Here is a 14,576-nt window from a genome sequence, read left to right on the forward strand (position 1 = left end):
CCCCACAACACCCCCACTGCTTTGGTCTCCCCCTTTTTTAATTGGGGCGAACCTTTTGGGTTGGGGGGGGTTAAACCCCCCCCGGGGGCCCCCCCCCCCGGGGGGGCGCCCCGCTTCTTGTCGAGGGGGTCAGACCTTGACGGTCTGTGCTTCGCGCGGGTCGACGGCGTCGCGCGGATCGTCTTGCTGCGGTGCTTCGGTCGCGCGCTGTGGCTCGGCGGAGGACTGTGGGTCGGCCGACTGCTGCGGCTCCGACTGCTCGGGCTCGGCCGACTGCTGCGGCTCGGCCGACTGCTCAGGCACGGTTGGCCGTTCCTCGGTAGCTGCCTCGAATTCGGCTTCCTGCAACCGAGATTCGGCGACCACCGGCTGAGGTTCCGGAACAGGCTCTACAGCAAGGCCTTTCGTGGCGATCTCGATACCGAGTTCGATGCGCGTCGTCTCGACCAGTGCCCGCTCCTGCTCGGCGGCATGGCGCATCGCCTTCTGCCACAGCGAGGCCATCTCTTCGAGCTCCTCGACGGTCGCCTCCACGTCGATGTGCAGTTTCAGCCGCTGCATCGTGATGTGCTGAGCAGCGGTGAGGGTGCGCAACAGGTCTTCGCACTTGTTGGGAATCCGGCGATGGGCCACCACCCGCAAGCGAGTCAGCATGCCGCCGGGGCGATCCCAGATCACCTTGTGAATCTGCGCGCCGACGCTGTCGATCTCGTCGGCGGTCACCAGATCCCATTCACCGCAGGTGGTCAGATCGGCGCGCACCGAGGCCGAGGTCTCCAGGATCGAGGCGACCGCGGCGAGCACCGCCTCGCGGCGCCACGCCTCGTGATCGCGCTGGTCGCCCACCATGTTCGACAGCTCGACATTGCGCTGCGCGGCGTCGAGTGCCTGCCTGCCGCGCTCGTCGGCGGCCGTGATTCCGGCACGGTGGGTTCGGTTGTTGGCCATGACGCCGACCAGAACTGCGCCGGCGACGGGGAGCGAGCCGAGGAGGGGGAGCCACTGAGTCACCAGGCGATCATTGCACCGGTGCTCGCAACAGTCACCATGATCGGCGCGTTGGTATCGATGTCGCGTGTCAGTTCGGCGCCGGAACCCGGTGCAGGAAACCGATGAGAGGTGCCAGTTCCGGGATCTGTTCGGCGTCGGCGAGCGCTTTCTCGAGCGCTCGATCGTGGGTCGGTTTCGCCTTCTCGTAGGCGGCGCGGCCGGTATCGGTGAGTTCGGTGTAGATGCCGCGGCGGTCGTCGGCGCACAGCACGCGCACCAGGAAGCCGCGGGCTTCCAGCCGATTGACCAGTCGGGTCGTCGCGCTCGCCGACAAAGCGGCGGCGCGGGCCAGTTGGGAGATCCGCATGTGCCAGCCGTCCTGGCGGGCCAGTGCGTCGAGCACGGTGAACTCGACGATCGACAGCTCGTGCTCGCGCACCAGTTCGCGTTCGAGCGCGGTCTCGATGTGCCCGTGCAGCGCGGCCAGGGTACGCCAGCCGGTCGCCCGCACCTCGATGGCGTCATCAGCAATGCCCATGTGACGAGTATAGCTGGCGGTTGCAATATAGAGCGTGTGCAACTATCTTCGTGTGGAGTTAGTTGCACACGCGGGTAATCGGCTCTTGATGGAAGGAAGCGTTCACATGCCACTCGGTCTCATCGCTCTCGCGCTCGGGGGCTTCGGCATCGGGCTCACCGAATTCGTCATCGCGGGGCTGCTCTCCCCGGTGGCGGCCGACCTCGGCGTCTCGGTGCCCACGGCCGGCTACCTGATCTCCGGTTACGCGCTCGCCGTCGTCATCGGGGCACTCGCGCTCACTCCGCTCGTCAACCGCTGGCCGCCCAAGCGCGCGTTGCAGCTGCTCATGGTGCTGTTCACCGTCGGCAACGCGGCCTCGGCGCTGGCTCCTGGCTACGCGGCGCTGCTCAGCGGGCGGGTCATCGCGGCACTCGCGCACGGTGCGTTCTTCGGCATCGGGGCCGTGCTCGCTTCCTCGCTCGTCGCACCGGAGAAGAAGGCGGGGGCCATCTCGATCATGTTCGGCGGGCTCACCGTCGCCAACGTTCTCGGTGTTCCGCTCGGCACGTTCATCGGGCAGCAGTGGGGCTGGCGAGCCACGTTCGTGGTGATCACCGTCGTCGGGCTGGTCGCGCTGGCAGGCATCACCGCGCTCGTCCCCGACGCACCAGCCACCCGCGAACGGCCGGACCTGCGGGCCGAACTATCGGTATTCCGCAACACCCAGGTCTGGTATTCGCTGGTCATGACCGTGCTGGTGTTCGGTGGCATGTTCGGTGCGTTCATGTACATCGAACCGCTGCTCACCCGCGTCACCGGATTCTCCGAGGGCGTGGTGCCCTGGTTACTGGTGTTGTTCGGTGTCGGCCTGTTCTTCGGCAATCTGCTCGGCGGCCGCTGGGCCGACCGCGCCCTCACCCGCACCCTGGTCGCCCTCACGCTGGCCCTTGCGCTCTCGCTGGCGGCGTTCGCATTGCTCGCCGACTACAAGATCGCGGCACTGCTCCTGCTGCCTGCCATGGGATTCTTCGGCTTCGGCGCCACCCCCGGCCTGCAGATGCGGGTGCTCGACAATGCCGGTGCCGCACCGACTCTCGCCTCCTCGGCCAATATCGCAGCCTTCAACGTGGGCAACTTCCTCGGCGTGTGGCTGTCGGGGCTGGCGATCAGTGCCGGGTTCGGCTGGGTGTCGCCACTGTGGGTCGGGATGGGATTCGCGGTGACCGGGCTGCTGGTTTTGATCGTCGCTACCCGCGGTGAGCGTGCCGAGCGCCCGGTGGTCGCGGAACCCGTCGCGGTGTGATTACGCGAGTCTCCTGCCGGACAAAGCACAATCCCCGGCGAGGTAGCAGCTTGCTGCCTCGCCGGGGATTCGTGGTCGGTGACTAGTTGGCCGACGGGGTAGTGGTCGGGGCAACAGTGGTCGTCGGAGCGACCGTCGTGGTGGGGGCCACGGTGGTGGTCGGGGCGACCGTCGTGGTGGGAGCCACGGTGGTGGTCGGTTCGACCTCGGTGGTCGGCGCGGGGGCGACCGCCTGGTTGGTTGCCGGTTCCGGGGTGGTGGTCGACGGGGCGACGGTGGTGGACGGGGTCGTGGTCGGTTCCTTCGACGTAGTAGTCGACTTGGCGCTGGTCGTCGTCGACTTCTTCGATGTGCTGGTCGGCGCCGCGGTGGTCGTCGTCGCAGGCTTGGTCGGAGCTGCCAGCGCGGCCGTCACCGAGGCATCGTCCGGCGCGGCCTTGGTGTCCACCGTCTCGCCCGCCTGCGCCTGCTTGGCCAGGTGCGTCAGCCACGCCGCGGCGTACTCCGCCGAGGTCAGCGGCTTGCCGTTCGTGGCGTCGGAGTCACGCCAGTAGTCGAAGTGGTGACCGGTGCCGTTCGGGCCAAGGGTGAGCTGGTACGGATCGTTCATCGCCACCGGGATCGTGTTCTGGTTCGTCACGATCAGTCCGACGATCTCGTTGAAGATCTTCTGCGGCAGGTACGCCAGCGGCGAGATCTGCTCGCCGGAGATCGTGTCGGCCTTGACCGCAGTGGTGGTCTGGCCCGGCTTGTAATCCGGGTCCGACACCTTCAGCAGCACGTCGAGGAAGGTTTCGTCGCTGGCCATCCAGTTCGGGTTCGAGCCGATATCGGAGAACGCGGCCATCGCGATCCGGCCCAGCGTGAAGGCCATGTCCTGGCCCATCGCCGGGGTGATCGCGGTGATGCCGTTGCGCTCCAGGTCGGCGCGCTGCAGTTCGTCGATATTGATCTGACGACCCACATTCGCGGCCAGCTGCAGCAGGGAGATGTTGTCCGGTGCCGCGCAGGTGAGGTCGCCCTCGGAGCAGAACGAGGCGATCTTGCCGTTGAGCGCGCCGAAATCAGCGCCCGTGGTTACGCCCTGGCCCGAGACCGGCGTCTTGCCGTCCTGGTATTTCTGGTCGAAGTTGTCGGGGCGCGCGAACGGGTCGTCCGCACCGAGGAAGGTGCCGTCGCCGGACTTGCGGCCCGGATCGGCGAACATCACCACACCGAGCACGTCGTCCGGGTTCACGGTCGCGTAGCCGTCGGCGGGGTCGTCGTTGCCGATGCCCTCGGCCACGCGACGCACCACATCGGCGCCCTCGCTGTAGCCGACGATCGAGAACTTGGTGTCCGGGCAGGCCGCCGAGATCTCCCGCATCACCTGCTGGGTGTTCTCCACACCGCGGTTGACCGCGTCCTCATAACTCGCCAGATCGGCCGGGTAGGCGATGTACACCGCCGCGTAATCACCCTCGGCCACAGCATCGCGCGGGGCGTTCACCACCGGATCCACCCACACACTGCTGTGGTCACCCGACAGCGCGGCGGGCAGCGGATTCCCATTGGCATCGAGCAGCATCGCCGTCGTGCCATCGACCGGGGTGTCGTTGCGCCCGGCCACCGAGATGGTCACCATCTCGCGGCACTCGGTCACCGACGTGGTCAGCTCGTAGCTCGGCGAAGCCGGCTGCGACGTCACCGCGAACGAAGCGGCCACGATCGCCGCGACGCCCAACGCCGCAGGCGCGGCAACAGCCGAAGCAATGCGATGTTTCGCAAGAAACTCACGCAGATTCATATGTTGATCCCGTTCGAATGACCTACAGGTGGGCAGGCCCCCCGACGGGCCGCATGTCACGAACAATGTCGTGACCACCAGCAAGATCGTTACTGACGCGAACAGGAACCCGATCGGCTCACCCGAGCGCAGTGGCAGGCATCTTCGCCGCGAGTCGCCCGGCCGCCAGCGCCGCCACCGCGATGGTGCACAGCGTCGCCAGCATGATCGCCGAGCCCTCACCCGGCACGAGCACCCCCAATTGACTCCCGACGGTCACCGCCGCGACCGGCACCCCGATCTGTGCCGCGGCCAGCGCGCCGTAGGCCACCGGCTGGCCGAGCAGGCGCGCCGCGCAGTGCACTGCGACAGCACCGAAGCCGAGGGCGAGGCCGAGCAGGATGAACCGCGGATGCTCCCCGAATTCCCGCAGATCGAGCCGGGCGCCCAGCCACACGAAGAACAGCGGAGCGAGCAGTCCGTCGCTGATCGCGAACACCTGCTTGGCCACCCGCCGTGGCTCGCCGACCCCGGCCACCGCCAACCCCGCCGCGAACCCGCCGAGCATGATCGAGACTCCCATCGTGCTCGCCACCCCACACAGCGCGAACACCAGGACCAGGCTCACCCGCAGTTCGAGCGTGAACTTCCGGTCCTCGGACACCTCGTGCACCTGACGCTGCGCACCCGTCTTCTGCAGAAATCGCAGGACGAAGAACATCACGACGGCACAGAGCGCGACGACCACCGCGCCGAGCGCGGCTCTCGCAGCGTTCGCCGGATCGATCACCAACGGCAGCGCGACGATGCACGCGGTGTCGGCGATGGCCACCTGTGCGGTGAGCGCGAGCACCGGTGGCCCGCTCAACCGCATCGAGTCGATGATCGGCAACGCCATCGCCGCGGACGACGACGCCATCAGCACCGCGTACACGGCCGCGTGCCCGAGATCGAACGCCTGCGCCACCGCCCAGCCCGCGACCGCCGCGACCACGCCGACGAGCACGGCCCGCGCCGCCCCGCTGCCGAGTGCGGTCCGGACCCGCGGATCACGCACGGGCACGTGGGTCCCCGCGGCGAACATCACCAGCGCGAACCCCATGTCGGCGAGGAACACGAAGATCGGGTCGGTGGGGTCGAGAATACGAAAACCGGTGGTGCCGAAGATGATTCCCGCGATCAGTTCGCCGAGCAGTACCGGCAGATACAGCTGCTTCGGCAAGGCGAGCAGCGGCCCGATCAACCCGAGCGCGACCACCAGCGCCAGGGTCGCGAATGTCATGGCATCGTGGCGATCTTGGCGGGAATCTCGATGTTCTCGTCGGCCCAGTACAGCGCGCACACGCGGTGATACCCGTCGGCGATCAGCATCGGCACGTTCCGGCGGCAGTCACCGCGCACCAGCAGAATCGGCGAGAGCTTCTTGCCCTCGTTCACCTTGAGCAGGTCCTTGCGGACATGCGGGTTGTCGGGGGTGAGGGCATCGAGCTGAGAGGCCCGCAGAATATCCTTGGCCTTCTTGACAACCACCGGCGCGGCCATGAGCCCGGCCACGATCGCGTCGACCATCGCCTTGTCACCCAATAACTCGAGATAGTCGGCGGCAGCGGAATAATCATGGTCTTCGGGCGCAGACTTCCACTTCACCTGCAGGATCGGGTCGGTCATCGAACCATCATCCGCCGCATCCACCCGGTTTGCCGAGAGGTCGCTATCTGTTGTCGATCGGTTGCGCGATCGGTACCGGGCCGTGGTCGGCGAGCGAAGCTTGCGGCTCGTCCTCACTCAGGCAGCTTCTCCAACGCCCGCGCAGCCGCCTTGCGCACGGAGGGCACCCGGTCTCGAACGAATGGTTCGACGAGGTCGCGAACTCCGGCCGCCTTCATCTGAACCAATGCCTTGATCGCACTGCCACGTGCGATGCTGTCCAGGTACCGCACGGCTACATCGCGCGAGTCCGAGGTCTTCACCTTCCCGAGGTACTCGATCAGCGGGTACATCGCCGTCCCGTCTGGCAATGCGTCGAGTAGCTCGACAATCTGGCTGAAGTGCTCCGGCCGCCCGATGAGCCGCAGTCCGTCGCATGCCCAGGTCTGCATCCGCTCAGGGATCGGGGGGTTCCGACGGACCTGAGCGATGAGAAGATCGATGGCTTCCTGATTGCCCCTCGCTGCCGGATCGATGAGGTTGCGAATCAACCCCGAGCGGATCGCCGAGCGATGCTCGGTTTCGGGCCCAGGAATCCGCGCATCGAGGTTCCCCAGCCAGTCGATGAAGACCGGAATTCCCCGCGGAATCGTCCGGGGCCCATTGGCGAGGTCACCTAGCGTGTAGCAAGGAACCCCCACTGCGGCGAGATCCTCCATGATCCGCCGGTCGAACCCGTTCTCTCCGTGCCTGTAGCGAACAGGAAGATCGGCCATCCACGCGGTGCCGCCGTTTTCGCTCCCGAACGGCATCCGGGCGTATTCGATGTTCATGATGGCCCGTCGTCCAGTTCCATCCGAATCAGTTCGATCTGTCCCGTATCGATCATGCCCTGGATGTCTGGATCATTGATCTGTGTGCGGTGATCGACAATCAGGGTCATGGTGTAGCCATTGTCCCTTGCATATTGCTCCTGTATGAGAATTTGCTGCTTCGACGGGGCGATTTCGTTTGTGTTCTTGACCTCGGTGATCTGCCTGTTCTCGTCATCGATGCGGTCCGGGAAAGACGTGTGCTTCTCGCCATCGCGGTCAATGATAGCGATTTGCCGCTTCCGGGTGGTCGGGTCGATGCCAGCGCGAGCCTCCCCGTCCTTGCCTGCCTTGCTGTTCTGCCCCGCTTCCCGAGAGATATATTTGGTGCTTCGCGGTGTCCGACCCAAGATGGCCTTCAAATCAGCCATCTCGGCCGTCACCATCACATAGATACCCTCATTCGACTCAACGGCTTCGCCGACCGTTGTTTCGATGTTTCCGAGCCGGTCGGAGATGGCCTTCGCGTATTCGGTCTTGTTGGATGCGATCATCCAGTCGAGATACTCTTGCCCGCCATCGCTTGCTGGCAATCGCTCGACCGCGATCTTGTCCAACTCGTACGAGGTGATGATGGCTGAGAGCAGTTTCAGCGACTTTCGGCAGTCTTCCTTTGCTGATTTGGCGGTCTGTGCGACGGTGTCGCATGCGATGCCAAGGTAGTTCGCGGCATCCGAGTGCGCCTGAATCGCCTTGCAGACGAACGCGGTGTCTTGGACGTACTCGGCAAGGATCGTATCGTCGCGTTGTGCGTCTTCGGGGAATAGCGTGTTGATGCTGACGTACAGCTGAGTGGCGTAATCCGATGTCGTTGTGCCATGGGATTTCAGAAGCTCGCCCGCCGTGCCGATCCTGGTTTCGTCGCAGTCGGCCCATTTCCGGGTCACCTCCGCCTCGACCAACTCCCAGAGATTCGGGTTGGTCTCGGTGCCACCGACTGACAGTTGTGTTGGGTGCAGATTCATCGTGAGGCTTGTTCCCGTCGGAATGACTGGGATTACAGTCTGAGTTCCAGGATGCGAGATATTTTCACTACGTGCGAGGTTCTCGCCAGCCATATGGATCTGAATGCCGAGGGCGTTGCATGCCATCGCTGCGGTCGAACCAGCCTCGAAGAGATCTGAAGCCGACTGATCAAAACTGCGCCCCCACTTCGAGCCGCCGTAGGGATATCGGCCTGCGGACCGGGAAACATCCAGCCCGCGGTCTAATGCGCGGAGCTGACCTTCGAGGATGGCGCTCACCTTGATCAGTCCACCGCCGACGTTGTAGTAGGTGCCGGGGTTAACGGTGGTCATCACGAGTCCTGTTGGTCACGCACGCATCTCGCGATTCGCTTGCTCGGCCTGCGAGTAGTTGCGATGGGCTAACGCAATTTTGTCTCGCACCATGCGGAGCTCGTCGGTGTAGGACTTGGTGCCGGTGAGCCAGTCGGTTTGGCTGTCGGAGAAGGCCTGGGCGGCAGTGCCGCTGAACTGGGAGAGCACACCGTCGGCAACGTTCTTGGTCGCTTCGGTGCGCTGACCGATGGCCGTTATCGCCTGGTCGAGTAGGTCGATGAACGTTTGCATCGCTTCCAAGTCGTACTTGCGGGACGTCACGGTAGGTCCAGACTCGATGCGACAGCCGAGACCCGTTCGGCGAACTGTTGATCCTGGGCAACGAACGAATCAGCGGCGGTGGTCAAGGCCGTGGCTAAGCGATTCAACGCATCGATGTGGATACTCACCTGCGGTAACAGCTGATCCCACAGGGCGGTCACGTAGTCTGCGGTCGAGCCGGTCCAGACATCGGTAAGGTTTGCGTACTCGAATCTGATGCCGGAAAGTACATCGTCGAATAGTCCGCGTTGGACCCGCAGCTCTGATGCTCCTAGTCGGAGCGCTTCGGGATCGACCTGTAGGTTCATGAACACACCCCCGTATAACGGGGACAAGCTTATTGACACATCGTTCGCTCGAGCAAGGTGTATCCCAATGGACTGGCGAACCGTAGCCCCGCAGCATGTACAGGACGATTACGACACCCTTCTGCGAGACGGTGTCGAGGCGGCGGCTCAGGTCTTGGCCGAGGCAGAGTCATTTCAACCGTTCATGCTGGTCATCGACCGCGCCGGACGGAAAGGTATGCGCAGATTTGCTGGGCAGTCTGTGATCGGCGAAGAACATGCTGTGACAGCGACGATCGAACTCCCGGGTGATCGCGTCACGCTGCGAGCCCGCGTAATTGTGTTCGATGTCACTGTCTCAGCGCCGTTCTTCGGCACTGCGGTCAAGGCCTTACTCGAGCATAGGGAAGGGCCCGCCATCGATGTGCTGGTGCCCTATGTGGCAACCCGCGATGATCTGCGGATCGACTTCACCCGAGCGGACGGCGCGGTGGGTGTCAGTCGGCTATGGGGTTGACTGCGTGTGAGTAGGGCCTCAGTGTGACGCCTGACAGTTGTCACACAAGGATCTGAAGCCCGTTGAGGACGGAGATTAGGTCGGGCCCGAACCTGTCCAAGTCGGTCATCTTGGCTCGCCCTGCCAAATGGATCGTATGAACAGCTCCACCGCAGACGCACACGACTAGTCGGCGGTCTTCCCACCATTCCTCCGATGAGCTGGTGAAAGTGCCGACGACGTGCCGACTGCTCCGGCCGCAGGCGGCCAGCTGTTCATCGACGTGGGATTGCCAATCGGGCATGGCGTGCCGAGCACGACGCATGCTTTCCAATGCTTCTGCCTCCGAAAGTTGCCGACTGGAAATGGTGACGGTGATCATCGCGGCTGGGCTGCGGAAATCGTTCGGAAGCTGGTCACGGCGCCAGAGCGATAGGCCTCCGGTCCGCGCTCCGGGGACCTCGTTGCGCACCCATCCACGCAGTTCGGGAACCTGCACATCGAACGGGTGTTCGTCGGAGCGTTCGAGGGCGAAGACTCGGCCGGTCGGTGCGTCAGCATCGCACGAGTAGTCGGCTCGGGGCATGTATTTGGCTGGCTGCGAGGTTGTGGTCAGTTGTGGTTCGGTCGATGGGGTTGCGCAGGAGGTGACGACCGCCAACGTCATCAGAACCATCGGTGCCCGGAGCAGCGTTGTTTTCACCAGAGGTCGACCCACTGTGGTCGATGTTGGAGGTCGAAGCCGGTGGTTCGTCCGCGTACCAGCATCGGTAGCTCGGTGCCGGCCGGGAATCGGTGCAGCAGCGCTTTCGCCGTGGATCGCCGGAACTCGGCCATCGCGAATTCTTTCTTCGTCCAGCACTCGACCCCGGTGGTCGGGTGTGTGAACGCCACCTTCAGGCGCACCCGATGAGTGGCGAACGGATTGTTGCTGGTGTGCGTCACGCGATGCCCGGACTCGGTCACTGTCCCGGTGACCGGCATTGCGACTTTTTGCAGGTACGCCCGCCTGCCCCACCACACCACCATGAGAACGAACGGCCACGTGATCATTGCGAACAGCAGTCCACCCAGCAGGCCGACCACAACCGCCACGGACTCATCGGACCAGGACCAGGAAGCCACGAAGGTCGCCGCACGGATCGACCAGAAGTAATACAGCACCGCTGCCACGGCCGACACGATCCAGTACGCGAACACCATCGGACTGAACAACAGCTTCGTCTTCCCCACCCTGATCCCGATCTCTGTCGCGTTGTGTTCAGGTGGTTTCGGCCGATACCGGCGGGTCCACGGGCAGGAACATCGACAGGATCGTGGGGTTGGCCATGACGATCTCCATCAGCTTGTAGCGCAGTTCCGGCGGAACGAACTCGGCGAGTGCCTGCGGGTCGGCGAGGATCGAGTCCATCATCTCATCGCGGATCCGGATGGTCGGGTCGACGCGGATCGCGCTGATCACCGCCCCGATGTAGTTGGTCACGATGAGTTCGCGGACTTGGTCGCGGGTGAGGGCGTCGGTGTGCAGCCAGTGCAGGACCAAGCCTTCGATCGACGCGATACAGCCGGTGATCGCCGCGCGAAGAACGGGGCCGGGTTCGGCGCCGGTGAGCTCGAGCGCGAGTTGCTCGGTGATCTGGTCGAAGCTCCGGTCCCTGATCTGGCGAACCTGGGTGTCGGCGACATCGGCGACCATCAGCTCGTACCCGCCAGGGTGCTGCTCGGCCCGGTCGAGCAGGCTATCGATGACGCGGTTGAGCCACTCCAGTGCCGGTCCCCGCGTTGCCAGGATGTCGGCGCGGAACTCGTCGAAGGCTTGCTCGATAACGGCGAGATAGAAGCCGCGCTTGCCACCGAAGTGGTAGCTGATCGAGCCGGCGGCGACACCGAGGGTGCGCGCGAGGTCGACGATCGAGACTTCCTCGTACCGTTGGTGGCTGAACGCATCCCTGCCCGCGTCGAGCAGCGCCGCTCGCGCCGCCTCCCCGCGTCGGTTGCCTGCCACTGAACCTCCGCCCTGGAACAGCCGTTGAAGACTGGTCGAGTTGAAGATATGTCCCGTCCCGTCGACACGTCAAACCAGCTCCGCGCAGCGTGACACCCCCCGCCACGGCATCAAGATGCGAGCTCTGAGCTCGGCTTTCGGTCCGCTTCGGCGAACCGATCGGCAAGGAAGGCGAACCCGGCGCGGGCGAATCGCGGTGCCGAGGTGAAGTGGCCGCCGAATGGAATCCGGTGAGCGCTGATCTCGACACCGAGTTCGCGCCAACGCTGTGTGAGCAGCTCGGTCTGCCGATAGGCGACCACTCGGTCGCGCTCGCCGTGCCCGACGAGCACGGGCGCGGTCGGCGCCAGATACCCGAGGCTGACCTCCCGCATCCGCTCGATCCACGCCGGATCCTCGAACGGGTCGGTGCGGAGGTAGAAGGTGCGAGATTTGGGCAGCATGAACCCGGCCGCGGCGAGCAACAAGGGGTGTAGTCGACGGACGAACGGCATCATGGACTTGCCCGCGGTGTTGAGGCATCGCTCGAGGTCCAAGTCATCGAAGCTGGCTGCCAGACCCAACGCCGAGTACATGAGCAGGAACACGCCCGCAGTGCGATCGAGGCTTCTACCCATCTCCGCGAGGTCGGCGGGCGGAGCGCCGACGGCGACACCGGCCAACGGCAGATCCGGGGAGTAGGCGGCGTTGAGCTGCGCGGCCCAGGCGGCCGCGTTGCCGCCTTCGGAGTAACCGTAGATCCCGTACCGGCTCACCTGCGTGGATCGGGTTCCGAGCAGAAAGCGCGCGGCCCGCATGACATCGAGCAGCGCGCGTCCGTTGGTCGAACCGATCACATAGGGATGGGTGCCCTGCGTGCCGAGTCCGGGGTAGTCGGTGACCGCGACCGCCCAGCCGCGAGCAAGCGCGAGTGCGATGAACACGCCTTCGTATTCCAGTCCCTGCTCGAGCAGCCGTGACACCGACGCCGAACGCGACATTCCCTGTGTACCGGGAGCGAACCCGACCAGCGGAACAGACCCGGAACTCTGCCGGGGAATCAATATCGCGCCCGACACCGTGATCGGGTTCCCCGCCAGGTCGGTTGAGCGGTACAGCACGCGATACGCGTCGGCACGCATCCTGATGCCAGGGGCGATCCGCGCCGTCATCGTGCTGACGCGCAGTACCTCCCCGCACTCGGCCCGGCCGACGGTCACGTCAGGGAGATCTCGGTAGAACTGTGTGCGGCGCCCGCGCCCGGTCGACATCATTGTCATCTTTCGGTTTCGCATCAGGTGAGATCAGCGCCGCGCCGGCGCGGTGATTGTGTCGAACCGCAAGACACCGTCGAGAAGTTCGTCTTTGCCCAGCGATACGCGGTCGCGGTAATAGTTGTTGACGACCTTCCAGGGAGCGCGCCGTCCCTGCCGTGGCATGACCCCGTCACCGCGTTTGATGTATCCGGCGGTCAGGTCGTCACCCATGACGGACGTTTCAGCGAAGTCGTCGGCGCTCGCCCGCACCGAGAATTGTGAATATCCACCGTCGCGCATGGCGTTGAGTAATCGACAGAAGTACTGCGCGGCGAGGTCGGCCTTGAGCGTCCACGAAGCGTTGGTGTAGCCGAGGACGATCATGGCGTTGGGCACGCCGGACATCAGCACCCCCTTGTAGAGCACCGACTCGCGGGTGTTGACCGGCACACCGTCGACAACCAGTTCGGCGCCGCCCGCGATCTGGACGTTCAGGCCGGTCGCGGTGACGATGATGTCGGCCTCGAGCTCCTGCCCCGATTCGAGCAGAATGCCCTTCTCGGTGAACTTCGCGATGCGGTCGGTGACGATGTCGGCCTTGCCGCTCTGGAGGACTTTGAACAGATCGCCGTTGGGCACCACACACAGCCGTTGATCCCACGGGTTATAGGACGGCGTGAAGTGCTTCATATCGATCTTGTCGCCCACCTGCAGCTTGATCTGCTTCAGCAACGCCTTCTTGGCCAACTCCGGGCTGGTCCGCGAGAGCTGGAAACTGGCGCGCTGCAACGCGATATTGCGGGCGCGCCCGATGCGATAGGCGATCTTGTCGGGCACGCGGGCCGCGCGCATCGCGATCGCGGCTGGGTCGTCCGAGGGCAGCGCCATGATGTAGGTGGGTGAGCGCTGGAGCATGGTGATGTGTTCGACGTCGTCGGCCATCGCCGGAATCAGCGTGATCGCGGTGGCACCCGAACCGACTACCACGACCTTCTTGCCTTGGTAGTCAAGGTCTTCGGGCCAATGCTGGGGGTGCACGATCTGGCCGGTGAAGTCCTCGGCACCGGGGAAGTCGGGCTGGAATCCCTGGTCGTAGTCGTAGTAGCCGGTGGCGCCGACGAGAAATTTCGACGTCCAGATCTCGGTCTCGCCGGAGCGTTCGTCGACGACCTCGCTCGTCCACAGTCCAGTGGTGCTGTCGTAGGAGGCGCGAATCGCCTTGCGGCCGAAGTGAATATCGTCGAAGACGCCGTATTCGCGGGCGGTGTCCTCGATGTAGCGACGAATATTGGGCCCGTCGGCCAAGACCTTGGTGCCGATCCATGGGCGGAATCCGAAACCGAAGGTCAACATGTCCGAATCCGACCGGATTCCGGGGTATTTGAACAGGTCCCACGTTCCACCGACATTGCCGCGGCGTTCGATGATCGCGAAGCTACGACCGGTTTTCTCCCTGGTGAGCTGGCAGGCCGTGCCGATCCCGGACAGACCGGCACCGATGATCAATACGTCGACATAGCGTGTCGTCATCTGATCACAACCCTGGGGTCACGGGATGGCGTCTTGCTCATGGAGAAGGTCCTTCCGCACAGCACTGAGATTCCACGATGCCGGGCCCGTCAGGGGTACGCGCCGCTCCCTCCGCGGCGTGGATGTCTCGACGGGTGATCGCATCGACAGCCTCAGACTGCCACATGTATTGAATCGAATTCAAGAACCTACGGAGAATTGTCGACGAATCCGGCGCGCGCAGTCGCCCACCGGCCAAGATGCTGAATCGAATTCAAGCAGGACTCAACCAGATGAGTCGCAGCCCATACCCTCTTGACCTAAACCACTGTTGAGGGTCGAGGGT

The 14,576-nt window shown here is 64.4% G+C and carries 16 protein-coding genes; 2 read left to right on the forward strand and 14 right to left on the reverse strand.

Annotation, left to right across the window (positions count from 1 at the left end; all coding sequences use genetic code 11):
- Window positions 1-129: 129 nt before the first annotated feature.
- Entirely contained in the window at window positions 130-1,011 is an 882-nt protein-coding gene (locus ACFWO8_RS10645; RefSeq protein ID WP_378947510.1) for a hypothetical protein, read from the reverse strand.
- A 67-nt stretch (window positions 1,012-1,078) separates the two neighbouring features.
- Entirely contained in the window at window positions 1,079-1,528 is a 450-nt protein-coding gene (locus tag ACFWO8_RS10650) for a MarR family winged helix-turn-helix transcriptional regulator (RefSeq protein WP_378947513.1), read from the reverse strand.
- A 106-nt stretch (window positions 1,529-1,634) separates the two neighbouring features.
- Here ACFWO8_RS10650 and ACFWO8_RS10655 point away from each other — a divergent pair, with 106 nt between their 5' ends.
- Window positions 1,635-2,813, forward strand: a complete 1,179-nt coding sequence (locus ACFWO8_RS10655) for an MFS transporter (RefSeq protein ID WP_378947518.1) — start codon at window positions 1,635-1,637, stop codon at window positions 2,811-2,813.
- A gap of 82 nt (window positions 2,814-2,895) precedes the next feature.
- Here the strand turns inward: ACFWO8_RS10655 and ACFWO8_RS10660 are convergent, their stop codons facing one another.
- The 7 genes from ACFWO8_RS10660 to ACFWO8_RS10690 form a co-directional block, all read right to left on the reverse strand.
- Window positions 2,896-4,599 carry a cutinase family protein gene (locus ACFWO8_RS10660; RefSeq protein ID WP_378947522.1) on the reverse strand — a complete coding sequence of 568 codons (1,704 nt, stop codon included), beginning with the start codon at window positions 4,597-4,599 and terminating at the stop codon, window positions 2,896-2,898.
- Between the two features lie 118 nt (window positions 4,600-4,717).
- Window positions 4,718-5,860, reverse strand: a complete 1,143-nt coding sequence (locus ACFWO8_RS10665) for a cation:proton antiporter (protein ID WP_378947527.1) — start codon at window positions 5,858-5,860, stop codon at window positions 4,718-4,720.
- Window positions 5,857-6,234, reverse strand: a complete 378-nt coding sequence (locus ACFWO8_RS10670; RefSeq protein WP_378948205.1) for a hypothetical protein — start codon at window positions 6,232-6,234, stop codon at window positions 5,857-5,859. The genes ACFWO8_RS10665 and ACFWO8_RS10670 overlap by 4 nt, the downstream gene beginning before the upstream one ends.
- A gap of 125 nt (window positions 6,235-6,359) precedes the next feature.
- The gene (locus ACFWO8_RS10675; RefSeq protein ID WP_378947530.1) at window positions 6,360-7,058 is read right to left on the reverse strand and encodes a HEAT repeat domain-containing protein; all 699 of its coding nucleotides are present in this window, start codon (window positions 7,056-7,058) and stop codon (window positions 6,360-6,362) included.
- Complete coding sequence (locus ACFWO8_RS10680) at window positions 7,055-8,395, reverse strand: putative toxin (protein ID WP_378947533.1); 1,341 nt, start codon at window positions 8,393-8,395, stop codon at window positions 7,055-7,057. The genes ACFWO8_RS10675 and ACFWO8_RS10680 overlap by 4 nt, the downstream gene beginning before the upstream one ends.
- A gap of 15 nt (window positions 8,396-8,410) precedes the next feature.
- Window positions 8,411-8,698 (reverse strand): WXG100 family type VII secretion target, encoded by a 288-nt coding sequence (locus tag ACFWO8_RS10685; protein WP_378947536.1) that lies wholly within the window; start codon window positions 8,696-8,698, stop codon window positions 8,411-8,413.
- Entirely contained in the window at window positions 8,695-9,006 is a 312-nt protein-coding gene (locus ACFWO8_RS10690) for a WXG100 family type VII secretion target (RefSeq protein ID WP_378947539.1), read from the reverse strand. The genes ACFWO8_RS10685 and ACFWO8_RS10690 overlap by 4 nt, the downstream gene beginning before the upstream one ends.
- A gap of 67 nt (window positions 9,007-9,073) precedes the next feature.
- On the opposite strand from ACFWO8_RS10690, the gene ACFWO8_RS10695 reads away from it, so the two are divergent.
- Complete coding sequence (locus ACFWO8_RS10695; protein WP_378947542.1) at window positions 9,074-9,502, forward strand: hypothetical protein; 429 nt, start codon at window positions 9,074-9,076, stop codon at window positions 9,500-9,502.
- 40 nt (window positions 9,503-9,542) lie between these two features.
- Here ACFWO8_RS10695 and ACFWO8_RS10700 read toward each other — a convergent pair whose 3' ends face one another.
- The 5 genes from ACFWO8_RS10700 to ACFWO8_RS10720 all read right to left on the reverse strand — a co-directional run bounded on the left by ACFWO8_RS10700 (window position 9,543) and on the right by ACFWO8_RS10720 (window position 14,251).
- Window positions 9,543-10,184 (reverse strand): hypothetical protein, encoded by a 642-nt coding sequence (locus ACFWO8_RS10700; RefSeq protein ID WP_378947545.1) that lies wholly within the window; start codon window positions 10,182-10,184, stop codon window positions 9,543-9,545.
- Window positions 10,181-10,714: a hypothetical protein gene (locus ACFWO8_RS10705; RefSeq protein ID WP_378947548.1), complete on the reverse strand. Its 534-nt coding sequence runs from the start codon at window positions 10,712-10,714 to the stop codon at window positions 10,181-10,183. The genes ACFWO8_RS10700 and ACFWO8_RS10705 overlap by 4 nt, the downstream gene beginning before the upstream one ends.
- Before the next feature lie 28 nt (window positions 10,715-10,742).
- Window positions 10,743-11,486: a TetR/AcrR family transcriptional regulator gene (locus ACFWO8_RS10710; RefSeq protein WP_378947552.1), complete on the reverse strand. Its 744-nt coding sequence runs from the start codon at window positions 11,484-11,486 to the stop codon at window positions 10,743-10,745.
- A gap of 110 nt (window positions 11,487-11,596) precedes the next feature.
- Window positions 11,597-12,739 (reverse strand): lipase family protein, encoded by a 1,143-nt coding sequence (locus ACFWO8_RS10715; protein WP_378947555.1) that lies wholly within the window; start codon window positions 12,737-12,739, stop codon window positions 11,597-11,599.
- 30 nt (window positions 12,740-12,769) lie between these two features.
- On the reverse strand, window positions 12,770-14,251 hold the full coding sequence (locus ACFWO8_RS10720; RefSeq protein WP_378947558.1) for a flavin-containing monooxygenase: 1,482 nt from the start codon (window positions 14,249-14,251) through the stop codon (window positions 12,770-12,772).
- Between the last annotated feature and the right edge of the window lie 325 nt (window positions 14,252-14,576).

The organism is Nocardia sp. NPDC058480, from assembly GCF_042720495.1.
In the GTDB taxonomy this organism is placed as follows: domain Bacteria; phylum Actinomycetota; class Actinomycetes; order Mycobacteriales; family Mycobacteriaceae; genus Nocardia.

Excerpts from the sequence above, each read along its gene's own strand:
- ACFWO8_RS10715 (WP_378947555.1), bottom strand. The coding sequence starts at position 12,739 with ATGATGTCGACCGGGCGCGGGCGCCGCACACAGTTCTACCGAGATCTC.
- ACFWO8_RS10665 (WP_378947527.1), bottom strand. The coding sequence starts at position 5,860 with ATGACATTCGCGACCCTGGCGCTGGTGGTCGCGCTCGGGTTGATCGGG.
- ACFWO8_RS10695 (WP_378947542.1), top strand. The coding sequence starts at position 9,074 with ATGGACTGGCGAACCGTAGCCCCGCAGCATGTACAGGACGATTACGAC.
- ACFWO8_RS10655 (WP_378947518.1), top strand. The coding sequence starts at position 1,635 with ATGCCACTCGGTCTCATCGCTCTCGCGCTCGGGGGCTTCGGCATCGGG.
- ACFWO8_RS10690 (WP_378947539.1), bottom strand. The coding sequence starts at position 9,006 with ATGAACCTACAGGTCGATCCCGAAGCGCTCCGACTAGGAGCATCAGAG.
- ACFWO8_RS10660 (WP_378947522.1), bottom strand. The coding sequence starts at position 4,599 with ATGAATCTGCGTGAGTTTCTTGCGAAACATCGCATTGCTTCGGCTGTT.
- ACFWO8_RS10675 (WP_378947530.1), bottom strand. The coding sequence starts at position 7,058 with ATGAACATCGAATACGCCCGGATGCCGTTCGGGAGCGAAAACGGCGGC.
- ACFWO8_RS10720 (WP_378947558.1), bottom strand. The coding sequence starts at position 14,251 with ATGACGACACGCTATGTCGACGTATTGATCATCGGTGCCGGTCTGTCC.
- ACFWO8_RS10650 (WP_378947513.1), bottom strand. The coding sequence starts at position 1,528 with ATGGGCATTGCTGATGACGCCATCGAGGTGCGGGCGACCGGCTGGCGT.
- ACFWO8_RS10680 (WP_378947533.1), bottom strand. The coding sequence starts at position 8,395 with ATGACCACCGTTAACCCCGGCACCTACTACAACGTCGGCGGTGGACTG.